The organism is Glutamicibacter sp. X7 (genome assembly GCF_054889245.1).
The window spans coordinates 2,972,896-2,997,742 of sequence record NZ_CM142678.1 but is presented as its reverse complement, the minus strand read 5'-3'; the positions used below and the strand labels follow the sequence as shown (position 1 = coordinate 2,997,742).

Genomic DNA, 24,847 nt, shown 5'->3' with positions numbered 1-24,847 from the left:
GGATTCGTCGACTCAGGAAAGGACCTGCGCCTTTTGCTCCAGTAGCAGTTGCGTTAACTGGTTGGGGAAGTCCCCGGTAATGCCAAGTACCGGCCGGCAGTTGGCGCGCGACTGATCGGGGTAGCCGCGGTATTTGGCCCGCAGATCGCAGATCGTCTGTCCGCGGCCCGGACCATTGGTGGTGTCGACTTGGGCCCGCACCAACGGGGCGGAAGTGATCTCGACATCGCCCAGGGCCACGGCGACGGCCAATGGGTCGTGCATGGCGCAGCAGGCACGACCATAGATTTCCCGGTAGAACTCGAAGTAGTGGCCGAGCATTTGGGCAAGCGCCTGCTCGAACTCGCTCCCGGAGGCGGCCAAACGCTCGCGGTCTTCGGCCTCGAGCACCTGAGTCATCGTGACATCCAAGGGCACCATGGTGACCGTCCAGCCTGCGGCAAATACGGCGGCCGCTGCTTCGGGATCATTGGCGATGTTGGCCTCGGCCACCGGCGTGATATTCCCCGGCACCTCCGCGGCGCCACCCATGATGGTGATCCCGTCGACCAGCTCCGGAAGTCGGGGCTCACGCTCCAACGCCCGGGCAATATTGGTCAGCGGACCGACCGCGATGAGATGGAGCTTTCCCTCTGCCTCGTGAGCCAGCCGAAGCAACAGATCGACAGCGGATTCCGTGCTGGGCGCGGTGGTGGACTTGGGCAGCACGATGTTGCCGATGCCGTTTGCACCGTGCACGTGCGGAGCGCCGCCATCATAACTGCGTGTCATGAAATCACGTTCGCCAATGGCGACCGGCACGTTCGTCACTCCAGCCAACTGCAGTAGGTCCAGGGTGTTCCGTGCCGCGGTGGCAGAGTCCGTGTTGCCACTGACCGTGCCGATGCCGCGCAACTCGGCCTTGTCGCTGGCGATGAGGTAGGCCAGCGCCAGCGCATCATCGACGCCGGTATCGCAGTCGAAGTAGATGGGTCGTGCAGACATCGAGTGTTAGTTCCCTTCGGGAGTAGTGGTAGTGCTGTCGTCGGTGGGTGCTGGGACCATGAGGCTGACCAGTAGCGCGGCGGCGGCAATTCCTGCCGAGAGCCACAGTCCGGTTGCGTAGCCAATCTCGGAGGCACGGGCCACCAACGGGGCGACGAGCACCACGCCGAGGCTGGCGCCGAGGCCAAAGGAGGCTCCGTTGATTCCCGGTAGCGTGCCGGGTGCTTCCTTAGGGGAGAGCAGTACCGACAGTCCATTGATGGAGGTCAGGAAGAATCCATTGTAGAAGATCCCGAGGCATGCGATCATCGCGAGCACCAGCCAGCGGTTCTCGACGAAGAACGCCGCGCCGATCAGAGCAAGCAACGAGCAGGCGGAACCGATACGTAGCGCCAGACGCCAGCCGATCTTTCCGGTGAGCCAGCCGGCCAACGGTGCGCATAGCACGCCCAGTAGTGCCGCGGGGGTCAGATAGAGCAGCGCGGAAAGCGAAGGATCTAGGCCGAAGCCGTGTTCGCTGTCCTGGCTCAGCACGATCACGGTGAAGTTCATGACGGCAAAGACGCCGGCCAAGGTGAGTACGGTGGAGAGAATCACGGTCAGCACCGGACGCGAGCGCAGGTGGTGCACGGCAACCAGAGGCGTGGCTCGGCGCTTTTCCACGAGGCAGAATACCGCGAAGTTCAGCAGCGTTCCCGCCCCAAGGAGCAAGGTTGGCACGGCTGCCCAACCTGCCTCGGAGCCCGATTGCACGAAGTAGGTCAGCAGAACCAAGAAGGTCGAGAGCAGTGCGGCGCCCCACCAGTCCATGCGCCCGGTGGCTACGGCCGCGTGCCGGGCAGGAACCACACGCAGAATTGCCAGGGCGGCACCGAGGGCTAGGGCCAGCACGACCCAGAAGATGGAGTGGAAACCGAGCTTCTCGGTCATCAGGCCACCGAGGTAGCCGTCGAATCCGGCGACGCCGCCATTGATCGAGGCGAGCACACCCACCGCGGTGCCGAAGGCGGCGCGCGAGAGATTTTCTTGGAGCACGATATAGCTCAGCGCAAAGATCGCGCTGGAGGTGCCCTGCATAAAGCGCCCGGTGAGCAGGATTGGCAGGCTTGGTGCCAGCAGGCAAAGCACCGTGCCGGTGGCCATAATGCCGATGACGATGAGCAGTGCGGTGCGTCGACCAATGAAGTCGCTCCAGCGTCCCATCAGTGGGCCGGAGATGGCGCCGGCGAGAAAGAATAAGGATTGCACCTGGGCCACCTGGCCGGCATCCACCCCGAAATGCGCGCCGATGGCGGGCAGGGCTGGGGTCAGCATCGAGGCGTTGAGCTGGAAAGAGATCACGCCGAGCAGAAGCACCGTGACCAGCAGGATCGGGCCGGGGCGGCGTGCCCCGGTGGGCGCGGCAGAGACGCTTTGTGGCGCGTCAGAGGACAGAGCAGTCACGACAGAAACTCCCTTGTTTTGCAGGTGATGGGCAGCCCTTGGTTACGAGTTGTTATACAACCATGAATGACAACTGAATACAATAGGTAAATGTGACGAACCTGTAGAATCGCGGCAGGAGCGTTTCTAATCCAAAGGTGGATGTTCATGCAGGAGATCACGCAGTGGCCGTGGGCTACCCAAGTCGAATCGCGCCCTGGCGTGCCCTTAAGGGTGGCCGCCTACTCACGCATTGCCGAAGCGATCCGCGCCGGCCAGCTTTCACCCGGTGCGCTACTGCCCACGGAAAGTCAGCTGGGGACGCTACTTCATGTTTCACGCACCGTGGTACGCGAAGCGCTGATGCTGCTCGAAGAAGATGGTCTGGTGCGGGCTCGGCGAGGGGTTGGGCGGTTCGTGTCCCATGAACTACCGCGCATCGGCATCGAGAAAATCCAGCCCTATGAACGCTTGCTGGCCGCGCCGAATCAACAGCTAGAACTGCGCCGTACCAGTGTCTCGGAGCAGCCGGCCTCCGAATTTATTGCCCCGCGCCTCGGCCTGGACATCGACGCACCGACCCATCTGTTTGAAACCGTGTTTCTTCGCGAGGGCGAGCCGGTGGCTCTCCTTCAGGAGCATGTGGCGGTGAGCGATGAGCAGATCGGCCAGTTGGCACGGGAACTAAGCGACGAGCCTGCCACGGAGCCCACTGGCACCTTATTGACACGCCTGCAGGAGCGTTTGGGCTCCGACTTTGGCCCTGGCGAATGCGAGATCTCTGTTTCACAGGCCCGTGAAACGCGCGCACCGCTTTTAGAGCTGGAGGTCGAAGATCCAATTCTGGTACTCACCCAGAGTGTCGCCTTCTCCTCGGTGCCTCGCTATGTCGCGAAATGCGTTGTGCCAGCCCGGGCCGGGCACCTGCTACTGAAACAAACCTAGGTAGCGTAATGACCGTGAACGATGAGGACAAGGTCATTCAGGATTTTGTGGCCGAAGGGGCGCTTTTGCTCGGTGGTGGCCGGGCCATTTTGATGCAACTGGCCCATCCCGACATCGCGCGAGCTATCGCCCGGCACTCGGCCTTTGACGAGCATCCCGAGCGGCGGCTGATTCACACCCTGTGCTATGTCTACGCGGTCTTGGCCGGTACCACCGAACAACGCGCTTGGGTAATTGAGCGGGTAAATGCCGAGCATCGGCCGGTTCGCGGCTCACGGAATGGTAGGCAGGCGGCCTACTCCGCGCGTGACCCCCGCCTGCAATTGTGGGTGGCCGCCACGCTGTACGACTCGGCCCACACGGTGGCCCAGCAGGTGCTGCCGCCATTGAGTTCTGCCGCCGAGGAAAGCATCTATCGTTTCTACCATCGGCTGGGCTCGGCGCTGCAAATGCCCGAACAGAACTGGCCGGAGTCCCGTCGCACCTTTGAAGACTACCTGCGCGCCACCACACACTCCGTGCAGGTATCTGAGCAGGCACGGCACCTAGCCCAGCAGCTCTTCGCAGCCCAGAACGCTCCGTGGTGGATTCGTGTAGCAATGCCCACGGTGCGGGCCGTGACCATCGAAACTCTTCCACCGGCGTTGGCCCTAGGCTTCGGGTTGCGCAGCACGAGGGCGACCCAGCGGCGGGCGAGGGCCTGCCTTGCCGGCGCTCGCTGGGCCACCAGATGGCTACCGCGTAGGATCCGGAGGATCCCACTCTTTCTGTCGTTGCGGTACGTGCACCGAACATTTAGGGAGGTCAACGGTGAGCGCTGAACAACAATCCACGGCCTACTGCGCCATCGCGGAACGCTACTCCGAACTCTTCGGGGACGTCGAACGACTGGCCGCCGAGGACCGTCGGCTGATTAGCTTCTGGGCGGCGGAATGCCACGGGCGGATCCTCGATGCCGGTTGCGGCCCAGGGCACTGGTCGGCATGGCTTGCCGCGCAGGGGCACCAAACTCTGGGAGTGGATGTCAGCGAGCGCTTTATTACTTCCGCGCGGCAGCGACACCCCGAGCTAGCCTTCGAACGCGCAGATCTGCGTGAGCTATCGTTCCCAGACGGGTCGTTTGGGGCCGCATTGGCCTGGTACTCCCTCATCCACGCAGACTCGGCCACCCTGGATCAAATGCTCAGGGAGCTTAATCGTTGTTTGAGCCCCGGTGGCTCTCTGTTGATGGGGTTCTTCGATGGGCCGGAGGGGGAGCCCTTCGAACATGCCGTCACCTTGGCCTACTACCACCGGGTCACAGATCTCACCGTGAGATTGGAGCGCGCCGGATTTCGCGTGTCGCACAGCGAGACGCGCCAAGACCCGGCGGTGCGAGCCCACGCGGCACTGATCGCGCAGAAGGTAGATTGTGGTGACCCGGCCCGGGCGGACAACTCGCATTAAAGGAGTTCGGGCTGACTTGTGGCATCGGCGAGACCAGCTGATCGTGGCCGCGCATGAATATGTGCCGCAAGCTCGGCGGACCACGTGTTGAATGCCTAACTCAACAAGTGGCCATCGCTGGAGGCGACGAGTGGTTCCCTGCGGAGCCGGCCGGGTGCTACCTGCGGCTGAATTACTCTGGAACCGACCCCGCGGGATTCATACACGGTGCGCAGGTGATCGGCCAACAACTCAGTGCACAGGGGCTGTAATACGGCGCCGCGCTAAGCTTCAAAGGGAAGCTCAGCGCGGCCCACAGAATGTGCTCGAGTATGTCGGCGGAGGACCGGGGGGTGCCCCTATGTTCTGTGTCAAGCAATTTTCAGCTCCGGAACGTCATAGAGCGATCCGTCACGGATCATCGCGAACAGGACGGTGAGACGCCGGTGAGCCAACGCGATCAGAGCTTGGTTATGGCGTTTGCCCTGAGCCCGTTTCCGGTCATAATAGGCCCGGCAAGTCGGATCGAACCTGATCGAGGCGAACGCCGAGAGGAAGAGCGCTCGTTTCAATCTCTTGTTACCTGAATGACTAACGCGCTCGGACTTGATCGACGTGCCCGACTGGCGCGTGGTTGGTGCCAGGCCGGCGTAAGAAGACAGGGATGCAGCACTGGTGAAGGTCTTGCCGGAGGTCTCGGCAATGATGATCGCAGCGGTCCTGACGGCAACCCCGGGCATGGATGTCAGGACCGGGTAAAGAGGGTGGGCCTCCACCATGGCCTCCAAATGTGTGGCCACGTCCACGCGCTGGGCATGCAACGAGATCAGTTGCCGGGCCAGATGCGGGATGACCAGACCTGCGGCGTCGGTGCCGACCACGACGACGGTCTGCTCATCTAGGGCCGCGATGATGGTTGAAGCCCAGGCGGTGTGGCGGCGGGCTCCGTGCTTCTTGAACTTCGCATCGATCCTGGCTTTGCCTGCGTGCTTCAGTTGAGCTGGGGTGGGCCAGGCTGCGAGGACTTCCAAGATCGCGTCGTGTTCCAGCCAGGGACCGAGGATCCGTTCTAGTGGCGGGTGGATCTGGGTGAATAGCCCGCGGATCCTGTTGCTGGTTTGAGTGATCTGACGGGCTAGGTCCAGGTCAAAGCCGGTGAGCATGCCCAGGGTGGCTTCGTCCTCGTCGGAGACTTGGATGCTACGTAGCGTGTGCGGCATGGTGCGGGCAGCGTCAGCGATGATAAAGGCATCTTTTTCGTCTGTTTTCGCCGCGCCAGGATACATATCTGCGATACGCCTCATCGAAAGTCCGGGCAGATAGGCCACCGGAATACCGAGATTCTGGGCGACAGCGACGGCCAGGGCGCCAATGGTTGCCGGTTGATCTACGACGACCAGGATGGTGCCCTTGGCGCTGAGTTCTTGGTAAACCTTGGTGAGCTTGGCTTCGTCGTTGGGCAACGTTCTGTTCCAGATCTTGGTGCCGTCAGTGCAGACAGCACAGGCCCAGTGGTCGGTCTTGCCGACATCGAGGCCGAGGAAGATCTGGATGTCGTCGGTTTTCATGAGGCTGGCTCCTTTGCGCTTGGTCCCTCATTCGGTCGGCCAACCTGCGGGAGCAAAGTCTTACATCCACGTTATGACTGACGTCCGTGCACCGGTGGTGCGTGGCGTCGTGCCCCTAATTAGCAATCACCTCACTGCCCTCCCAGCCTCGGTGGCAACACCCCCCGGATCATTGATTAGACAGGGGCAAGACACCATGCCGAGGCTGGTCGGCCGACAGCCCCCATGATCCTCTTGTTGGGGGCTATCAAAAAGATAACGGGACTACCCTTGTCGGCCCTTCATCCGCGGATTCTGTTTGTTGATGACATAGATCTTGCCCCGGCGGCGCACCACCTGAGCGCCGGGCTGATTTTTCAGTGAGCGGATCGACTTGCGAACTTTCATGAGTTTTCCTCCATTGTGTGTGGCGTTAAACCGGTTGATAAATCGGCTAGCTCGGCATCGTTGAGTTCACAGTGCCGCAAGAGCGCACTGACTTCCTCGGCCTCATGTTCGTCACTGGTCAGCACGAGCTGCGTGCATGCCGTCTCGGCACCCCAACTACCCGTGGATTGCATCCAGACGCGCGGGCCAACTCCGCCGAGAGCAATGCGTGATCCGGGCGAATTTCCCATCCAGAGCGTGCCGCGAATCCAAGCGCATGAGGAAGCGAGATGCGGCAAGGCCTCGCGGAAGCGCTCAGGGTGTAACGGGCGCTCGGCCTGGAGTCGGAGGCAACGATGTCCACCGGCTCCCGGAATCGTGGCTTGTGCGTTAAGCGCCGGTAGTTGGCCGGGCCGAGTGCGTTTCAGGGCGGAGGGCAGGTCAAAGTTTCCCAACGTGAGATCGTGGCCGACCTGAACGCGGACGGCGTGCGGTGCGAGCAAGTCCACGAGATGGCGCCCGGTCATCCACTCGTGATGCTCAGCAGCGTCGTGTTCGAGCAAGGCGCTGTCCAAGCCGTGGGCGAGTACGAGCGTATCGGCCCAAGCGGCATCCTGTACCAAGAATTCTCCGGGACGTGACGGGTCGCTGTCGTCGACCCCAAAGCCCGCCTCGGATAGCAGTCGGGTGTCCCAAAGATGATCCTCGAAAGAGGCGGGATCGAGGCCGAGAATGGCCGACCGCACGCGAATATCCTTGGCTCGCAATTCGGAGCCGACATAGTGCTCCACGGTGGCGAGGGACCATCCGGTGGGGAGCGCAAGAATAAAGCGCGTCCCCTCGGTGCGTAGGCGTAAGAGCGTGGGCAGGATGTCATAGCGAAAGGCACAGCCCTGGCACCAGTGCTCGAAGGTGCTTTCGGCGCGTTCGCCTGCTCCACCCGGGCGTTGAATTTGGCGCAGCAAACGCGGCCCCTCGAGCGCATCGTAGGTCGCGACGGTCGCGTCAGGGTAGATGGCTCGCGCATGGGTCAGCGCTGCAGAACGCGCCTGTTGTTCGAGAGCTGAAATCACTAGAAGTTCCATCGAGAGAACTCTAAATGAGAATCATTCGCATTAGCAAGTCTGGGTCACGTATCGGCTTAACGAAACGGCCGCGTACCTCCGAAGGGAAGTACGCGGCCGCGCCGAGTCTATTGGATTAGTGGCCAGTGACCTGAGCAAAAGGCGGGGTCATTACCGAATCGGAGACGGCCACCGCCGGGTCATCGCCCAAGTGGATGATGGCGTTGTCTTCATTGACGTGGACGACGGAGGGGGTGAAGGTCCGGGCCTCGGCATCCTCCATCTGGGCGTAGCTCATGAGAATCACAATGTCGCCGGGGTGCACCAGATGGGCGGCGGCACCATTGATGCCAATCACGCCGCTGCCGGGCTCGCCGGCAATTGTGTAGGTTTCAAGGCGGGCGCCATTGGTGACGTCAACAATCGAGACCAACTCGCCAGGCAGGATGTCAGCTGCTTCGAGCAGGGTGGAGTCAACGGTGACAGAGCCAACGTAGTGCAGATCGGCTTGGGTGACCGTGGCACGGTGGATCTTGGACTTGAACATGGTCCGCTGCATGGGGTGACCGTCCTGAGGGTATCTACGGGGTCTTACGCTCATCCAGTGTACGCCGGTCGCTCAGCGCAGTGGGCGTGTGGAGACGACGATAACAAAGCGCCCGCAGCGACAGCGGACAAGCAAAAGCGCCGCAGCCCGAGTTTACCGGGCTACGGCGGTTAGGCCAGAAACGCAGAACTACTTAGCGGCGGCGTCCTTGATGGCGCGGGTAACCTCGCCGGAAGCGATCAGCTCATAGGCCGCTTCCAGGTCGGCCGAGAGGAAACGGTCCGGGCCCGGGCCGGCAACCTTGCTGCGCAGCACCTCGAGGGCGGCGCCGGTGACCGGGCTTGGCTTCAACGGAGCGCGCAGATCCAGTGCGCGGCCCGATACCACCAGCTCGATGGCCAGAATGCGACGCAGGTTCGCCACGGCGGTGCGAAGCTTGCGGGCGGCGTGCCAGCCCAGCGACACGTGGTCTTCCTGCATGGCCGAAGACGGGATCGAATCGGCGCTGGCCGGGACGGCCAGACGCTTGTTTTCGGCCACCAGGCCGGCCTGAGTGTACTGAGCAATCATCATGCCCGAGTCCACGCCCGGGTCGTCTGCCAAGAAGGCGTTCAGATCGCGGTTGCGGGCCGGGTCTAGCGCACGGTCGGTGCGGCGCTCGGCCAACGAGCCGAGGTCGGCGACGGCGATGGCCAAGAAGTCCAGCACGTAGGCCACTGGGGCGCCGTGGAAGTTGCCGTTGGAGGTAACTTCGCCGCTTGGCAACACCACTGGGTTATCGATAGCGGCGGCCAGTTCGCGCGTAGCCACGGTGGTGGCGTGGGCGATGGTGTCGCGGACCGCGCCGGTGACCTGTGGGGAGCAGCGCAGCGAGTAGGCGTCCTGTACGCGGCCGTCGCCGTCACGGTGCGAGGCGACGATTTCGGATCCGGCCAGGGCCTTGAACATGTTCGCGGCGCTGGTCTTCTGGCCCGGGTGCGGGCGCAGCGGTTCGTGGAGCTCGGCACGGAACACCTGATCGGTGCCGAACTGCGACTCGACGCTCATAGCGCCGGTAACGTCGGCCAGATCTGCCAGCTCGTTCAGGTCCGCCAGGGCCATGACCAGCATGCCCAGCATGCCGTCGGTGCCGTTGACCAGTGCGAGGCCTTCCTTTTCGCGCAGCTCCACCGGGGTGATGCCGGCTTCGGCGAGCAGTTCGGGCACCGGGCGCTGTACGCCGTCCTTGTCTACGGCCTCGCCTTCGCCCATGAGCACGAGGGCGCAGTGGGACAGCGGGGCGAGGTCACCGGAGCAGCCCAGCGAACCGTACTCGCGGACCAGCGGGGTGATCCCGGCATTGAGCAGGTCGACCATGGTCTGCAGCACGACGGGGCGCACGCCGGCGCGGCCCGAGGCCAGAGTCTTGGCGCGCAGGAACATCAGGGCGCGAACAACTTCGCGCTCCACCGGAGTGCCCATACCCGCGGCGTGGGAGCGGATCAGCGAGCGCTGCAGTTTAGCGCGGTCCTCGTGCGGGATGTGGCGGGTGGCCAGTGCGCCGAATCCGGTGGAAACGCCGTAGACCGGGGTTTCCTGAGCGGCGAGGGCATCGATGTGGGCGCGGACCTCTGCGAGCTGTTCGATAACAGCCGGGGCGATGGTGATCTGCGCGTTGTGGCGGGCCACGTTGATGACGTCTTCGGCGGTGACGCCGGTGACATTCAAGGTCACGCCGGTGGTGGTAGCAGTCATGACAATCCTTTTGGTTGAGTCAGTTCGGTTCCTACCATCCATTGTTGGGTACGCGGGCGGGTTTACCTAGGGTCTCCACGAGCTGGTATCCGGGATTTCAGACAGCCCGGCATTTGCTATTGAATGGCATTCATTTTGCTTGCTTGGCGCGTGAATAGTTTGAAAAGATTTAATGCAAAGGTCGCGAGCCTGGCGCATTGTGGGCCAATATTTCGCGGATTTCTGTAACATCTCTCACTATTGATCAATTCTCTGTCGAAGTGGAATACCCTCGAGAAATGGGTCACGACGATGTGCCCCGATGACCGTTGTCCGCAAGGTTAACGGCGTAGCGCCACCACACAGAGGAAGACCACCCAAGGTGTCCACGGGAATAGTAACGAAAGATGTGCCGCAGACTGCGACACCAGAAAGCGCATGGAGAAAGCGCAAAGACGCATGGGAACACCTGGGCTATGTACTAGGGGAAATTATCCGTGAGTCGGAGGAAGCCGAAGTGTGCAAACTGCACCGCAGTGAGGTGCGTCGGCTTCTGGGCTTGCTCGAGAGCATGGAGCCTTACTGGGCCAATCCGGGTATCGAATACTTCCACGGAGTGCTTGACCTCATACTCGAGGAGCGATTCCCCGAGGCCCTAGAGAAGATCTATCAGGCCAACCAATCATTTCGTACACAAACGCAATACGTTGACCTAGAGGGTCACCATAATGGCAGTGAGCACGACGAGGAGCATCAGCACGGTTCGCACACGCCGAACGTCGAAATTCTTCTGGTCGATAATGGACCGGCAGATGAGATTGCGCGTTTCAAAGAAGAAATGCTGTCAATGCGGGTGCGGACCGATCCGTTTAACTACAACTTCGTTGTTGTGCCAAGCGTCGAAGATGCATTGGCCGCCGTGGTGATTAACCCCGGTATCCAAGCCGTGGTGATCACCGCGCGATTCGAACTTTCCACGCGCCGTAAGCTCAGCTCCAAGTTGCGGCAGTACATTGACCGTCGGACCAAGAGGCTTTTCTCCTCGGCCCGTCAGATCCAGCAGATCCTCGACCTCGAAGAGGCGCTGGACGAAATTCGACCTGAGATTCCGGTGTACCTGATTGCCGGGGTGGCACTCGAATCGCTCGCCCATGAAATCACCGGGCGGTTCAAGCGCATCTTCTCCCGCAACGATGGGCTAGATCTTCACCTCTCGCTGATTGCCGAGATCATGGGGCGCTATGACACGCCGTTCTTCAAGGCGCTGCAACGCTATGCCAAACGACCCGGCGGTGTCTTCCACGCCATGCCCATTTCGCGGGCCGGATCCGTGCAAAACTCGCCTTGGGCTCGCGACCTCGTCGACTTCTACGGCATGAACCTCCTATTGGCCGAGACGTCGGCTACCTCCGGCGGTCTTGACTCCTTGCTCGACCCGCACGGGTCAATCAAGAAGGCCCATGAGCTGGCGGCCCGAGCCTTCGGGAGCCACCGCACCTACTTCGTCACCAACGGCACCTCCACGGCGAATAAGATCGTGCACCAGTCGATCATCGCGCCCGGTGACATCGTTTTGGTGGACCGGAACTGCCACAAATCGCACCACTATTCGCTGGTGCTGGCAGGTGCAAACGTCTCGTACCTAGAGGCCTACCCGCTCGATGAGCATTCCATGTATGGGGCCGTGTCGCTCCGCGAAATCAAGGGACGTCTGCTGGCGCTGCGTCGCGAAGGTTTGCTGCATAAGGTCAAGATGATTGCATTGACCAACTGCACCTTTGACGGCATCGTCTATGACGCTCGCCGCGTGATGGAAGAGTGCCTGGCCATCAAGCCCGACCTGGTCTTCTTGTGGGATGAAGCGTGGTTTGCCTTCGCCGGATTCCACCCGATCTACCGGCAGCGCACCGGTATGGCTTCGGCGGCGCGTATGGAGGCCGACTTCGAGACCGCACAGTACCGTGCCGCCTACCGTGATCAGACGCATCGGCTTCCGGCTCCCGGATCGGCGCAGAGTCCCGATAATGATCAGGCATGGCTCGACACCCGGTTGATTCCGGACCCGGACAAGGCGCGCCTGCGCGTCTACTCCACGCAGTCCACGCACAAAACCCTGACCTCGTTACGTCAGGGCTCGATGATTCACGTCTACGATCAAGACTTCGCCACGCGTAACGTTGCCGCGTTCCGTGAGGCCTACATGACGCACACCTCAACCTCGCCGAACTACCAAATTCTGGCGTCGCTGGACATCGGGCGTCGACAGGTCGAGCTCGAGGGTTATTCCTTGATCCAACGCCAGGTGGACTTGGCGCAATCAGTAGCTCGCGCAGTCAACCGTCATCAGCTGCTCCGGAAGTACTTCCGTGTCTTGAACACCTTCGATCTGATTCCAAAAGAATTTCGTAGTGCCAGGGTTCCAGATCCGGTTCGGGACGGATTGGGGACGTGGGATACGGTCTGGGCCGAAGACGAGTTCGTGGTTGACCCCAGCCGTCTGACCCTCGACATCAGTGCCACCGGTGTGGACGGGGATACGTTCAAACACACCTACCTGATGGACGGGCACGCAATCCAGGTCAACAAGACCAGCCGCACTTCCGTGCTGCTGATGACCAATATCGGTACTAATCGTTCCGCCGTGGCACACCTCATTGAGGTGCTCGTGAAGATCGCTGAAGAGCTTGACCACAAACGCCGACTAAACGGTGCCATGGCGCCGGTGGTTGACCCGGCGGCGGGCATTCCCATGCCGGACTTCAGCTACTTCTCCGAAGCATTTAGCGGGGGCGGGGGCAGTGGTGACATGCGCACGGCCTATTACTTGACCTACCAAGAGGGCTCGAGCCACTTCCTGTTCTCCAGGCAGATCCGTGAACGCATTGCGGCAGGCGAAGAAGTGGTATCGGCGGCCTTCGTGACACCTTACCCGCCAGGATTCCCAGTGCTCGTGCCGGGCCAAGTTATTACCGCGGAGATCTTGGACTACATGGACGTGCTCGATACCCGTGAGATACACGGCTATGACCGCCGTCGTGGATATCAGGTATTTACCCCTGCCGCGATTGCCAAGATTCTCGAGAAATAGTTCGTAAAGTCAAATGCTCGGCACGTTCCTAAATGGATGTGCCGAGCATTTGTTTTGCGTACGTATTCACGGTAATTGAAGTCAGAAATTCAAATGAATATTAGCCAGGGCGTCGGTGCCGTATTGGTTGCCGTGCGCGGTGTCGCTAATTGTCTGTGGTGGTTGCGAAAAGCCAACCATATTTCCATCGCGGGATAGTTCAAGGGTCTCTACAGTCCCGAGGGCAATGATGTTTCCATGGCCACGCACGCGAAGTGTGCCGATTTCTTCGGCTGCCAACTTCAGTCCATTGGCCTTGACTACGACCTCGGTGCAGTCGCCGGTGAGTTCGACGATTTCTCCGCTGGTTTCGCGACGAATGACGGTAGGACCTTCGGAGCAGGTTACCTTCCGGCCGTGTGTGGTGATCTGGGTGAAGGCCGCCTTTAGCCCATCACCGTCCATGGAAGGTGACGCATTATTGGCCGAAGCACTGGGGGTTGAGCCTTCGCCCTGCGGCGGCTCGGATGACACCTCCGGCCCGGCACAGGCAGATAGCCCTAGGAGAGACAGGCTCAGTGCCACGGAAGCGGTAAGGGATCGCATGGTGTTCGTCATCAGAATCCTTTCGGTTTCTTTGCCAACTACCCACCCTAGGCCGCAGCCGTGGCAATGGCTAAACGCCGACGCTTCGATAATGGCACTGGCAAGGCTTAACCAGTTGAGGGTGGGTACCGGCGCCATTGCCGGTACCCACCCTCGAGTGGTGGCAGTGCTTACTGATCCATCATCGGAACGCGCACACCGCGCTCCTTGGCTACCTCGACCGCGCGGTCGTAGCCGGCATCCACGTGACGGATAACGCCCATGCCCGGGTCGTTGGTCAGTAGCGCCTCAAGCTTGGCCGCGGCCAACTCGGTGCCGTCGGCCAGGGAGACCTGTCCGGCGTGGATGGAACGGCCGATGCCAACGCCGCCACCGTGGTGCAGTGAAACCCACGAGGCACCCGAGCTGGTTGCGGTCAATGCGTTGAGCAACGGCCAGTCAGCGATGGCGTCCGAGCCATCCTTCATGGCTTCGGTCTCGCGGTACGGCGAAGCCACCGAACCCGAGTCCAAGTGGTCGCGGCCGATAACGATCGGAGCCGAGACCTTGCCCTCGGCGACCAACTTGTTGAACAGCAGACCGGCCTTGTGGCGCTCGCCGTAGCCCAACCAGCAGATACGTGCCGGCAGGCCCTCAAACTCCACGCGCTCCTGAGCGGCGTCCAACCAGCGGTGCAGGTGCTCGTTCTCCGGGAACAGTTCCTTCAGCGCCTCGTCGGTGACGCGGATGTCCTCGGGATCACCCGAAAGAGCAACCCAGCGGAATGGGCCAAGACCCTCGCAGAACAGCGGGCGGATGTAGGCAGGAACGAAGCCCGGGAATTCGAAGGCACGCTCGTAGCCGCCCTTGCGAGCCTCGTCGCGGATCGAGTTACCGTAGTCGAAGACTTCGGCGCCGGCATCCTGGAACTCGACCATGGCCTGAACCTGAGCGGCCATGGCAGCCTGGGCCTTCTTCGTGAAGCCCACCGGATCGGACTTCGCCTCGGCATCCCACTGCTCCATGGTGTATTCCACCGGCAGGTAGGACAGCGGGTCATGGGCGCTGGTCTGGTCGGTGACGATATCGATGGTGAACTCGCCGGCCTTGTGACGCTCGAGCAGTGCCGGGAAGACCTCGGCGGCGTTGCCGACATATCCAACGGACAGGCCGCGGCCTTCGGCCTTGGCGGCCAGTACCTTCTCCAGGGCCTTGTCTAGATCCAGCTCCACCTCATCGAGGTAGCGCTTCTCGGCGCGGCGGCGCAGGCGCGACTCATTGACGTCCACGATCAGGCAAGCACCGTCGTTCAAGGTGACGGACAGTGGCTGGGCGCCGCCCATGCCACCGCAACCACCGGTGAGGGTCAGGGTGCCAGCCAGGGTGCCGTTGAAGCGCTTCTTGGCGACCGCGGCGAAGGTTTCGTAGGTGCCCTGCAGAATGCCCTGGGTGCCGATGTAGATCCAGGAACCTGCGGTCATCTGGCCATACATCATCAGGCCCTCGGCCTCGAGCTTGCGGAAGTACTCCCAGTTGGCCCAGTCGCCCACGAGGTTCGAGTTGGCGATCAGTACGCGCGGTGCCCACTTATTGGTCTTGAAGACGCCGACCGGCTTGCCGGACTGAACCAACAAGGTCTCGTCTTCTTCGAGGTCCTTCAGGGTCTCGACGATGGCATCGAATGCTTCCCAGTTACGGGCGGCCTTGCCGGTGCCACCGTAGACGACCAGCGATTCGGGGTGTTCGGCAACCTCGGGGTCGAGGTTGTTCATCAGCATGCGCAGCGGGGCCTCGGTGGCCCAGGACTTTGCGGTTAGTTCGGTGCCGCGTGGGGCGCGGACTACACGTGAGGTCGAGGTCGACATGTGTGGCTCCTTGGGTGGAATCAAGCAGTGTTTTGCGATTGATTTAATGATTCGTCACTCAAGGCTCGGGCGGTAGCGCAATTTTGCTCGATGTGTCTGGTATTTCAGATTCAAGGGTTCTCTCGTGCTGATCTCGCGGCATCCGCGCCGGGCAGAATCTGGGAAACCACCGGTCAGCGAGGGAATTTAGACGGCCCTCGGCGACTAGTATGACGTTATGGATATGGGTTCCCTCGATCTTGCTGACGAACGGCACATGATCTCGGCATATGCGGTCGAAACTGCAGCAACCTCGGCAGTACGAACCGGCTGGATCGCACCCTCTGCGGAAAACCGCATCGCAACGTGGCGCGCCAATGATGGCTGGCATAAAGATCTCGTCGGGATGTGGGACGGGACGCGGCTCTGCGGCTTCGCCGCTGGATTGCATGAGGAAGCTTCCGCCGCGGAGCGGTGGGTGTTGGTTTGGGTCGCACCCGAGTACCAGCGAAGGGGGATTGGCAGCTCGCTCGTGCGCGCAGTGGAAGCCACCAGCCCTGCCGACACACGCCGCCTGATTGCTAGTGCGTATGGTGCGACAACCCACGAAATAGATGTGCTGACACAGCGGTTCGCCCTACCGCTAGGGTATGCCGTGGCAACCACGGAAACGGTCGTTGAATTGGACCTTCGTAGCGCGGGGCCGTTCACGCCGGGAGAGATTGCCGGGTACACCATCGCAAGTTTCCTTAACGGGGTCCCGCAGAGATTTCAGGAGCAGATTGGCTATCTGAAGGGTCTAGTCGACTCGGAAGCGCCAAGCGGTGCACTGGATTGGCAAGACGCCCCGGTAACTCCCGCTCAGTACGTCCGCGAAATTGAAAACTGGACCGCGCGAGGTGCCACGGTCGTTGAATCTATTGCGGTAACCCAAGACGGCACCGTGGTCGCTTTGACCTGTCTCGTCGTTCCCGCGGAGCCCGATCGTCCCGCACAGATCGAAGGGACTATCGTGCGTGCAGAGTACCGTGGAAAAGGGCTCGGGAAGGCCGTGAAACAGGAGAATCTTGCTCAGGCAGCACGGACGACCCCGGTAGCCACTGTGCGAACCAGTAGCGATGAGAAGAACGAATGGATGCGTCGGATCAATAGTGCGCTGGGATTTCTCCCCGTTGAGACCGAAGCAATATTCCACAAGGGCACGGCGGTCGTATGACCGCTGCAGAGCGTGCCTCAAAGTAGTTGACGGGCCCGCGTGGCCTAGGCTGTGGCCACGCGGGATCCCAAGCCTTCCCTAGACGTTCAGCCGGTAACCGCGCTTGATGACAGTCGAGACCAACGTCGGATCGGGGAGTGATTTGCGCAGTCGGCTCACGGCCATATCCAAGGCGTGGTTGGAGCTGACCGATGGAAGCAATGACACCAGTTCGGCGCGGGAAACTACGGCACCGCCCGCATCGAGCAGGCGACGGAAGACCTCGGCTTGGGCCTGCCCGAGTTCGATGGACTGATCTTCAACATACAGCGTGTGCCCACGAAGCTGGCAGGCCCCCAACGCGGTCTGGCAACTCAAGGTTCCGTGCGTGCCCAGGTGCTCAATCAATTGCAAAATCATGGCACCCATGCGGTGACGTTCGGGAATGAGCGGTTCTACGCCAGCGGACTGCAAGGGGGCGGCGGTCACCGGTCCGACGGTAGCGACGGTCACCCGTTCACGCAGCGAGCGGGTAAGGGCGTCGAAGGAACCTCGGGAGCGAGCCACCGCAAATAGCGCATGCACCGCCGGAGCACTGGTGAAAGTGACGGCGTCAAGACGACCAGCAATCAGCGAATGTACCAGTTCGGTCATCGATTCTTCGCGCGCCGAGTCCACCCAGCGGTAGGGTTCGACCTCAACCAAATCGCGGGCGCCTAGCCGGTGTAGCGAACCAATAAGGTCCGGGTCGCTATCGGCGTGCCACTGGATCGCCACCTTCTTGCCCCGGATGTCGCTGGCAAGGTCGCGCAAGAGTGTGGAGGTAAGGCCGTCCGATCCCACCGATGCGGCCGTGAATCCCAGTGCACGCACCGCCCCGAGCGCCTTTGCACCACGCACATGAATCTGCGCGTCGCTCAACACTCGAGTCAGGGACTCGCCGAGACCGGCGGCTTCGGCTGAGTCGAACCACCGGCGAAAGCCGTAACCGGTGGTTACCAGAAGAAGGTGAGGTCGTTGGGCAATTACCTGTCGCGTCTGGGACAGAAGCTGTTCTTCGTTATCGAGCGGAGCGAGCTTGAGCAGAGGCGTGTGTTCAACCAGTGCGCCGCGTCGTTCCAGCGCCTCGACAAGTTCCTGAGAACGTCGGTCGCTGGTCACCGCGATACGAAAGCCGGCAAGGGGCGCCGCCTGAAGCGTGGACTGCGGACTCGGGGCGTTCATGCCACCTCCATGGCTGGGACCGGCTGGATCTCTGGCAATGCTAAGGGAAGCGCTGCTACTTCACCGATGACGATGACGGCGGGGTTAGCGCAGTGATGTGCGCGAGCATCTGCTGCCAGCGAGCCTAGGGTGCTGTGCAGCGTTCGCTGCGATTCGGTGCATCCTTGTTCAATGATGGCGCAGGGAGTGCTCGCTACAAGACCGCGGCGCAGCAAACCGGCGCAGGTGTGCTCCAAGGTACCCATGCCCATGAGGACCACGATCGTGCTGCCCAGCGCGGCGAGGTGAGTTAGTTGCTCGTCGGATAGCGGGTCATGCCCAGAGATGACGGTGAATGAGGTCGTTACGGAGCGCGAAGTCACCGGGATTCCGGCGGCGGCAGGAACCGCGATGGAACTGCTCAGCCCGGGGATGACGTCGACTTCCAGCCCAGCGGCGCGTGCGGCATGAACTTCTTCGTAGCCTCGGCCGAATACGTAGGGGTCACCGCCCTTCAGACGGACCACATGAGCCCCAGCGCTGGCCGCCTCAATCATTCGCTGTTCGATTTCGCGTTGCGAGACCTTGTGGTGGCCGGGGGTCTTCCCGACATCCACCAGCCGCGCCTGAGGCGCCAATTCGGAGAGGTGCTTGCCCGGTCCCAGCCGGTCAAAGAACACCACATCGGCCTCGGACAGTACCCGCGCGGCCCGCAGGGTGAGTAGATCCAATGCGCCGGGGCCACCCCCGACGAGGGAGATGCGCCCAGAAGGGCGACCTCCGCGGCTTTGTTTAGAGGGTTCGGTGCTCATGGGAACCAACTCGGCTTTCATTCGTGAAATCTGGGAATAAAAAAACCCTATGCAAGGGTCTTTGCCCCCGAGTTTCTTGAATGTTTCAAGCATGATAAATCGGACTATTGGCCCGACCGGGCTAGCGGCGACGTCCTGAAAAGCGATCCGCCAGAGCACCGGCGGTCTCCTGCAGTGGCTCAATTACACGCTCGCGAATATTTTCCTCGGTGAATCGTCCAGCCAGGAACGTCACGGCGATTGCGGCAACGGGCCAATCTCGGGTGTCTTTCACAACCACGGCAATCGAGTGGAAATCGGGGGTAACATCCCCGGTTTCCTGCGCGTACCCGCGTGTTGCGGTGTGCTCCAGCTCGGTGCGTAGCGTTGCATAGCTACGCATTGACGTCGTTGCCCCTTCGCGTACCGTGAAGCTTGAGGCACGCGGGTAGAGCGCTCGCACCTGAGACTTGGGCAGGGCCGCCAGAATGGCGCGTCCCGAGGCTGTTAGGTGAGACGGTAGACGCACCCCGACGTCGGTAACCAGCGAAGGACGGCCTTTCGCGCGCTCCTCGACAATATAGAGCACGTCATTTCCGTGGAGCACTGCCAGGTGGGCGCTTTCGCCAATGCGGTCCACCAGATTGGCAAGAAGTGGCGCACCGTGACGTGCCAGTGGTTCCTGTCTGGTGAAAGCGCTCGAGAGCTCGAAGGCGGAAATACCTAGGCCGTAGGACTGTTCTTCGGGGTAGTGCGCTACGTAGCCTTGCTCCACCATGATGGCGAGAATCTGATAGACGCTCGAGCGTGGAATATCGAGGAGTTTGGCGATCATGGCCGCTGGGGTCGGCGATTTCCTGCTGGCCAGCAGGGTCAGGATGCGGAGCGTATGTTGGGCTGCGGGCACCTTGACGTTCATCGGGGCTCCTTCCCGCCTGCGGCTTCATTGGACACCAGATGTTGGTTGCGTATTTCGATTAGTTTTCGCAGATACTTGCCCAGAATAAGTCTTTCGACCAGCCAGCCCAAGGCTCCGAAGGGGGCGCGGAAACGAACCGTATCCACCATGACGGTTTGCCCTTGCTCAACACGAAACTCATGTAAGTGGTGAAAGGTGGCAAAGGGCCCGGTCACTTGTTCATCTATGAAGAATCGTGGGGACTCCAGTGCGGTGATACGCGAGGTCATTCGGATTGGGAGGCCAAAGTGTCGTGCCTGCCAGGTGACCTGCTCGCCCAAACCAATTTGGCCGCTTCGGACGCCGGCGACGGCCCGCTCCGCCGAATGCCGCATTGAGGCGGTGTGCGCGTCAATGCTCAGCGACCGGTCAAAGAGTTCCTGGATGGGAAGTGCGCTTCTCGTAACGCATTGAAATTGGACGGCCATCTCACCAGTATTGCCTATTCCACAGGTGCAAGGGTGGCGATGACGCCTCTATGGTCGCTGCCCTTGACGCTAATGGTCCGCGAGGAGCCGGTCAGCGAGTCCGAAATAAGTACATGATCCAAGCGCATTACGGGGAAGGGGCGGTCCGGCCACGTCATGCCCAGCCCCCAGTGACTGCTTGGGGTGTCGCGTAGATATTTGAGGAGCCCTGACATATTGCGGTCCGTGGAGGTGGCATTGAAATCGCCCATCGCGACAATCCGGGCAGCGGAGTCTGCCGCAATGGTTGATTCCAGTTGATCCAGCATCCGGTCACGTGAGGCATGGTCCGCTGGCCGGGCCGAGGCCGCGTGTACCGCGTAAAGACGAAGCGGGCCTTGGTCGGTGATGACATCCGTGCGCAAGGCGCGTTTCCAACCCAGCCCCAAATCCAAGGCTTGGGTATTGCGTAGCGGGTACTTGCTGAACACCGCCACGGTGCCGACATGGACGTAGTGCGGAAAAACATCGGACAGCTCACGTTGCAGATCGTCGACTTGCTCGGGGGAGATTTCTTGTACCGAGAGCACATCCACCGACCCGCCGGCGAGTTCGGACTCCAGCAGCCCGTTGGTGGTCACATAGGCATTCTGAGTCGCCATAATGAGGGAAGAATCTGCCGGTGGGGTAGTAGCGGGGAGCACTGCGGTTCCGAACATCAGGGTCCACGCAATGGCGGGAACACACCAACTGACCAGTGCTAGTTTTCCACGAATAAGCGCTAGCGGCACGATGGCTAACAACACGAGGACGCCAAGCCACGGTGCGAGATTATCGGCAATCAGTCCCAGCCCGAAAACATCAGGTACCCAATGATGAAAAATGAGTAAGCCTGCGAGTGCGAGCAGAGCAAGCGAGAAAACGACTCGGGCGATACGTCGCCCGAGGCCCACCCGGGCAACGGGATTCAGAGACATCAGGCTCTAAGATTGCCACAGTGTCCTGTGAGCAAGGTGGCAGTGCCACGGCCTTTATCTGGAAACTCTCGAACCGTAGGCTTAGAGGGTGCCAGCGACGCCGCATCGTCCTAACCCCGCACTCATCACCTCAAAGGATTTCATGAGCACCTCCAAGTACTTAGAAGGCCGTGCGCTATTTTGGGCCGTTATTGCCCTTGCCATGGGCGGTGTTGGTATCGGCGTTACCGAGTTTTCGATCATGGGCTTGTTGCAGGAAGGCGCCGCCGACCTTGGCGTAGAAAACTCGGCGATGGGTTTGATGATTAGTGCCTATGCCATTGGTGTGGTTGTCGGTGCACCCTTGCTGACCGCACTGGCCGCCAAGATTCCGCGCAAGCGCGCTGTGCAGTATCTGATGGTGTTCTTCGCCATCGCGAACCTATCATCGGCCTTCGCCCCGGACTACGGCTCCATGATCCTCACCCGCTTCCTCTCCGGGCTGCCGCACGGTGCCTACTTTGGGTTGGCCGGCGTATTGGCCGGTTCACTAGTGCCCGCAACCATGCGTGGACGAGCCATCGCGTGGGTGATGCTGGGCCTGTCGGTGGCAAATGTCGTCGGTGTGCCGTTGGTGACCCGACTGGGCCAATCTCTAGGCTGGCGCTCGATGTTTATCGTCGTGGGCGTTATCGGGTTACTGACCTTGGCGCTGATTTCGTTCTTCGTGCCATGGCATAAGGCCGCCGAGGGAGCGTCCATGCGGCGCGAACTATCGGCCCTGCGTAGCGGCTCAGTGTGGCTGGCCATGCTGACCGGCATTGTTGGCTTTGGCGGGTTTTTCGCCGTGTACTCCTACATCAGCCCGACGTTAACCGATGTGACTGGTGTTGATATCAACCTGGTTCCGCTGGTCTTGGCACTTTATGGCATTGGTATGGTGGTCGGCTCATTGATCGGTGGCCGGCTGGCCGACTGGTCCGTATTTGGCGCGATCAAGCTGGCCACCTCCATCATGATCGTCGTGATGCTCACCTTCGGGTTGATCTCCGAGTGGTTCATTCCGACGCTGATTATGGTGTTCGTGATGGGTGCGACCGGATCGTTGCTCATTCCGGGGCTACAAACGCTCCTCATGGATTCCGCGCCCCACGCACAATCATTGGCGGCGTCGCTTAATCATTCGGCGCTTAACGTGGCCAACGCGTTGGGTGCCGCCCTTGGCGCGGCCGTCATCACCATGGGCTTTGGCTATCAGGCGCCGGCCTTCGTCGGTGCCTTGTTGGCTGCCTTGGGGCTGATTCTGGCCTTGCTCGCACAATGGAACGCGAAGCGGACCGGGTTGCAGATCGGCTAACGCCACTCATTACCGTCGGGGTCGGTGAAGCTACCTGCGTCGGAGCAAACCACGAGGCGATGGGTTTGTGGTGCAACGTCGGGCACCCCGGCCTGTTTGGCGGCGTCGCTACGTCGGTTGAGGATGACGCTCACGTTCTGTGTGGCGAACTCGGCATATCGTTTGCCGTAGCTCTTACTCAGGTCCAGTCCCTGCGAAACATAGAAGTTCTTGCTGGCAGGCACATCTGCGACACCAAGCTGCAGGACTAGAGCGGTGATATTCCGGCGCGCGGGGGAGCTGTCTTTCTTCGTTTCGGAGGCAACATGGATGATGGTGCCATCGGGCGCGCTGAGCGTTCCACCGAATCCCCACAAGGACTTTTTGGCTGGCTTTAGAACTGTGGCCCCGCTGTTTGCGGCATGGGCGATCACTAGATCGACATCCCCTGGTTGGGCAGTGAGAGCAGACAGAGCGAAACCGTCGAACCCTCCGGGGCGTACTCCTCCCGGGATGGCGGAGACGGGAGACTCTTCACCGAATACGGTTCTGTAGAAGGTCATGGCCTGTTCGGCATCGTCGGTGCGAATCTGAATCTGCTCAATGGTTGTCATGGAACTTAGGCTACTTACAGGTCGAGGACTATGGGTTGGCAAATATTGCGGGCAGACCGCTCCCTGCCGGCGATGCGGCGCTGAGAGCGAATGCCTCTGGCTGGCTACACAGCGCGGTGCCCGGCGAACGGAAATCGTCACCGCTGCCGGGACCGCAATATCTCTTCGTACGAACTACTGTGCGCCGATGTTGAACATCCAGGTGACGCCGTAGCGGTCGGTGAGCTGGCCGAACGAATCGCCCCATGGGGCGGTTTCCAACGGAATGTCGATCGTCGAGTCGGCGGCGAACTTATCCCACCATCCCCGCAGGGTGTCTGCATCCGCCGCGCCGTCACCATTGCCGTCGTTGCTCAACGCAATGACGCCGTTGGGCGTCGCGTTCATTGTAGGAGGCACGTCGGAGGCCATGAAATGCACGCCACGTTCCACGAAGAGCGAAGCATGCATGATGTTGTCGGCGAACTGAGGATTTTCCTCTCCGGCGCCCTCACGGAATGTCATGGCGCTGTACTCGCCGCCCAGCACGGAGTGGTAGTACTCCATTGCTTCGCGGGCTACACCGGCAAAGCGTAGGTATGGGGTCAAACCAATAGCCATTGTCGATCACCTTTCTAGGGTTCGCGGGCTTGAAGTGGGCCCACGTCGCATTGTTCCAGCATGAGCCGACACAATGGAAGAGCCTGTGTGAACAGAGTCACCCCCTTGTCGATTAGCTTTTTCCAACAACCCTCGTGTAGAGTTTTATATCGGTTCAGGGGAACGAAAGAAGCCCTAAACCAAACCTTCATCTGGGGGTATGGCGCAGTTGGTAGCGCGTCTGCATGGCATGCAGAAGGTCAGGGGTTCGAATCCCCTTACCTCCACAGATTAAAATCCCGAAGCATCGACTTTTGATGCTTCGGGATTTTTGCGTCGGGCCAAGATTTGCAGCACTCAACGCAGTCATTTGGTGCGCGGCATGAGGGAGACATTCGAGCCAATTGACGCGATATGCCCGGCGATAACTGCCTGACCAATTTGGCGGCTCGCGGAAACCTGCCGCTACAGGCTGAATGTCAGCACTTCGAAACTACTCCTAGGTCGCGTGGAAGCGCGCGACGAGGACAGTGTCCATTAGGTGAGTTGCAATCTCTTCCAAGCGCTGGCGGTAAGGAGACCGAAGGTGAGTGGAATGACCAAAACGGTGACCAGCTGCCCGGGGTGCACTAGTTCCGGTTGGAGGGCCCACAGTGCCGGTGCTGAGAAGGGAAGCCACGGGGCAAGCAGGGGATATGCAATGGCGGTCACTTGTGCCGAAACCACGAGCATCAGGGTCACCGCAATGCCTGCAAGTGGTCCGCGCCCCACTGTTGAGGCCCAAGCGGCGGGAATAGCAAGTAGTCCGGTCAAAAACGTCAGGATCGTTTGGCGTGCCAATTCGTGGAGCACGTAGGAGTCGACGGGTCCAAGGTCGAACCAAAGGCCAGTGACGAATAAGGTTGCGGTAAGTGCCAGCGCGATGAAGGAAGCCCACAGCTGGTAGACAAGTAGTTTGGCCATCGCAATGGTGGCCAGCGGAACAGGTAGGGCGAACAAACCCGAAATTGTTCCTTCGGAGAACTCTCGTCCAATGACCCAACTTGTCGCTACTCCGAAGGCTATGAGAGCTCCTGCGGCCGTGATTTGTGCGGTGACGCCGAGCAGTAAGTTCCAGCTCGACTCATCGGCGAGCGGTCCGAGCTGAGCGATGATCCGTTCATTGCCAGCGTTCGCGGCAGCGACCATGGACCACGCTAGGAGTGAGATTCCCCCGATGAGTAAAATCGTGGTGACCTGCAATGTTCGCGATGCCAAGGCTTTGCCAAGCTCCACAAG

Annotated in this window: 23 protein-coding genes and 1 tRNA gene; 7 read left to right on the top strand and 17 right to left on the bottom strand. The window is 60.8% G+C overall.

Going from position 1 to position 24,847, the window contains the following annotated elements:
• Nucleotides 1–12: 12 nt before the first annotated feature.
• Entirely contained in the window at nucleotides 13–984 is a 972-nt protein-coding gene (locus tag ACYU0X_RS14270; RefSeq protein ID WP_461901379.1) for a nucleoside hydrolase, read from the bottom strand.
• A 6-nt stretch (nucleotides 985–990) separates the two neighbouring features.
• A complete protein-coding gene (locus tag ACYU0X_RS14265) occupies nucleotides 991–2,427 on the bottom strand; it encodes an MFS transporter (RefSeq protein WP_461901377.1) in 1,437 nt (478 codons plus the stop codon).
• A gap of 147 nt (nucleotides 2,428–2,574) precedes the next feature.
• Here ACYU0X_RS14265 and ACYU0X_RS14260 point away from each other — a divergent pair, with 147 nt between their 5' ends.
• Genes ACYU0X_RS14260 through ACYU0X_RS14250 form a run of 3 tightly spaced genes read left to right on the top strand, consistent with a single transcriptional unit; the run spans nucleotide 2,575 to nucleotide 4,797 of the window.
• Complete coding sequence (locus ACYU0X_RS14260; protein WP_461901376.1) at nucleotides 2,575–3,351, top strand: GntR family transcriptional regulator; 777 nt, start codon at nucleotides 2,575–2,577, stop codon at nucleotides 3,349–3,351.
• A gap of 8 nt (nucleotides 3,352–3,359) precedes the next feature.
• Complete coding sequence (locus tag ACYU0X_RS14255) at nucleotides 3,360–4,172, top strand: oxygenase MpaB family protein (RefSeq protein ID WP_461901375.1); 813 nt, start codon at nucleotides 3,360–3,362, stop codon at nucleotides 4,170–4,172.
• On the top strand, nucleotides 4,162–4,797 hold the full coding sequence (locus ACYU0X_RS14250; protein ID WP_461901374.1) for a class I SAM-dependent methyltransferase: 636 nt from the start codon (nucleotides 4,162–4,164) through the stop codon (nucleotides 4,795–4,797). Before ACYU0X_RS14255 ends, ACYU0X_RS14250 begins: the two co-directional genes overlap by 11 nt.
• A 350-nt stretch (nucleotides 4,798–5,147) precedes the next feature.
• On the opposite strand, the gene ACYU0X_RS14245 is transcribed toward ACYU0X_RS14250, so the two are convergent.
• From ACYU0X_RS14245 to hutH, 5 genes are all read right to left on the bottom strand, one after another.
• Complete coding sequence (locus ACYU0X_RS14245; protein ID WP_418908024.1) at nucleotides 5,148–6,344, bottom strand: IS110 family RNA-guided transposase; 1,197 nt, start codon at nucleotides 6,342–6,344, stop codon at nucleotides 5,148–5,150.
• A gap of 264 nt (nucleotides 6,345–6,608) precedes the next feature.
• Nucleotides 6,609–6,731: a type B 50S ribosomal protein L36 gene (gene ykgO, locus ACYU0X_RS14240; protein WP_309409303.1), complete on the bottom strand. Its 123-nt coding sequence runs from the start codon at nucleotides 6,729–6,731 to the stop codon at nucleotides 6,609–6,611.
• Entirely contained in the window at nucleotides 6,728–7,795 is a 1,068-nt protein-coding gene (locus tag ACYU0X_RS14235; protein WP_461901372.1) for a GTP-binding protein, read from the bottom strand. Before ACYU0X_RS14235 ends, ykgO begins: the two co-directional genes overlap by 4 nt.
• Before the next feature lie 115 nt (nucleotides 7,796–7,910).
• Nucleotides 7,911–8,333, bottom strand: a complete 423-nt coding sequence (gene panD, locus ACYU0X_RS14230) for an aspartate 1-decarboxylase (RefSeq protein WP_309409301.1) — start codon at nucleotides 8,331–8,333, stop codon at nucleotides 7,911–7,913.
• 177 nt (nucleotides 8,334–8,510) lie between these two features.
• Nucleotides 8,511–10,055: a histidine ammonia-lyase gene (gene hutH / locus ACYU0X_RS14225; protein WP_461901371.1), complete on the bottom strand. Its 1,545-nt coding sequence runs from the start codon at nucleotides 10,053–10,055 to the stop codon at nucleotides 8,511–8,513.
• Between the two features lie 496 nt (nucleotides 10,056–10,551).
• Between hutH and ACYU0X_RS14220 the strand changes: the two genes are divergently transcribed.
• The gene (locus ACYU0X_RS14220) at nucleotides 10,552–13,122 is read left to right on the top strand and encodes an aminotransferase class I/II-fold pyridoxal phosphate-dependent enzyme (RefSeq protein ID WP_461901369.1); all 2,571 of its coding nucleotides are present in this window, start codon (nucleotides 10,552–10,554) and stop codon (nucleotides 13,120–13,122) included.
• An 81-nt stretch (nucleotides 13,123–13,203) separates the two neighbouring features.
• Here ACYU0X_RS14220 and ACYU0X_RS14215 read toward each other — a convergent pair whose 3' ends face one another.
• On the bottom strand, nucleotides 13,204–13,719 hold the full coding sequence (locus ACYU0X_RS14215; protein ID WP_461901368.1) for a hypothetical protein: 516 nt from the start codon (nucleotides 13,717–13,719) through the stop codon (nucleotides 13,204–13,206).
• 158 nt (nucleotides 13,720–13,877) lie between these two features.
• Complete coding sequence (hutU, locus tag ACYU0X_RS14210; protein WP_461901367.1) at nucleotides 13,878–15,551, bottom strand: urocanate hydratase; 1,674 nt, start codon at nucleotides 15,549–15,551, stop codon at nucleotides 13,878–13,880.
• Nucleotides 15,552–15,768: 217 nt separating this feature from the next.
• Between hutU and ACYU0X_RS14205 the strand changes: the two genes are divergently transcribed.
• The gene (locus tag ACYU0X_RS14205) at nucleotides 15,769–16,746 is read left to right on the top strand and encodes a GNAT family N-acetyltransferase (protein WP_461901365.1); all 978 of its coding nucleotides are present in this window, start codon (nucleotides 15,769–15,771) and stop codon (nucleotides 16,744–16,746) included.
• Between the two features lie 78 nt (nucleotides 16,747–16,824).
• Here the strand turns inward: ACYU0X_RS14205 and ACYU0X_RS14200 are convergent, their stop codons facing one another.
• The 5 genes from ACYU0X_RS14200 to ACYU0X_RS14180 form a co-directional block, all read right to left on the bottom strand.
• Nucleotides 16,825–17,949, bottom strand: a complete 1,125-nt coding sequence (locus ACYU0X_RS14200) for a uroporphyrinogen-III synthase (RefSeq protein WP_461901363.1) — start codon at nucleotides 17,947–17,949, stop codon at nucleotides 16,825–16,827.
• The gene (gene cobA, locus ACYU0X_RS14195; RefSeq protein ID WP_461901361.1) at nucleotides 17,946–18,740 is read right to left on the bottom strand and encodes a uroporphyrinogen-III C-methyltransferase; all 795 of its coding nucleotides are present in this window, start codon (nucleotides 18,738–18,740) and stop codon (nucleotides 17,946–17,948) included. Before cobA ends, ACYU0X_RS14200 begins: the two co-directional genes overlap by 4 nt.
• A gap of 121 nt (nucleotides 18,741–18,861) precedes the next feature.
• Entirely contained in the window at nucleotides 18,862–19,638 is a 777-nt protein-coding gene (locus ACYU0X_RS14190; protein WP_461901359.1) for an IclR family transcriptional regulator, read from the bottom strand.
• Nucleotides 19,635–20,105: an SRPBCC family protein gene (locus tag ACYU0X_RS14185; protein WP_461901357.1), complete on the bottom strand. Its 471-nt coding sequence runs from the start codon at nucleotides 20,103–20,105 to the stop codon at nucleotides 19,635–19,637. Before ACYU0X_RS14185 ends, ACYU0X_RS14190 begins: the two co-directional genes overlap by 4 nt.
• Nucleotides 20,106–20,119: 14 nt before the next feature.
• On the bottom strand, nucleotides 20,120–21,061 hold the full coding sequence (locus ACYU0X_RS14180) for an endonuclease/exonuclease/phosphatase family protein (protein ID WP_461901355.1): 942 nt from the start codon (nucleotides 21,059–21,061) through the stop codon (nucleotides 20,120–20,122).
• Nucleotides 21,062–21,203: 142 nt separating this feature from the next.
• Between ACYU0X_RS14180 and ACYU0X_RS14175 the strand changes: the two genes are divergently transcribed.
• Entirely contained in the window at nucleotides 21,204–22,397 is a 1,194-nt protein-coding gene (locus tag ACYU0X_RS14175; RefSeq protein WP_461901353.1) for an MFS transporter, read from the top strand.
• Here ACYU0X_RS14175 and ACYU0X_RS14170 read toward each other — a convergent pair.
• Together ACYU0X_RS14170 and ACYU0X_RS14165 are read right to left on the bottom strand one after the other, a co-directional pair.
• On the bottom strand, nucleotides 22,394–22,990 hold the full coding sequence (locus ACYU0X_RS14170; protein ID WP_461901352.1) for a VOC family protein: 597 nt from the start codon (nucleotides 22,988–22,990) through the stop codon (nucleotides 22,394–22,396). The genes ACYU0X_RS14175 and ACYU0X_RS14170 overlap by 4 nt on opposite strands.
• A gap of 174 nt (nucleotides 22,991–23,164) precedes the next feature.
• Nucleotides 23,165–23,590 (bottom strand): VOC family protein, encoded by a 426-nt coding sequence (locus ACYU0X_RS14165; protein ID WP_461901351.1) that lies wholly within the window; start codon nucleotides 23,588–23,590, stop codon nucleotides 23,165–23,167.
• A gap of 193 nt (nucleotides 23,591–23,783) precedes the next feature.
• Between ACYU0X_RS14165 and ACYU0X_RS14160 the strand changes: the two genes are divergently transcribed.
• Nucleotides 23,784–23,856, top strand: a tRNA-Ala gene (locus ACYU0X_RS14160).
• Between the two features lie 250 nt (nucleotides 23,857–24,106).
• On the opposite strand, the gene ACYU0X_RS14155 is transcribed toward ACYU0X_RS14160, so the two are convergent.
• Nucleotides 24,107–24,844, bottom strand: coding sequence for an ABC transporter permease (locus ACYU0X_RS14155; protein WP_461901350.1), 738 nt, complete (start codon nucleotides 24,842–24,844; stop codon nucleotides 24,107–24,109).
• Nucleotides 24,845–24,847: the final 3 nt, after the last annotated feature.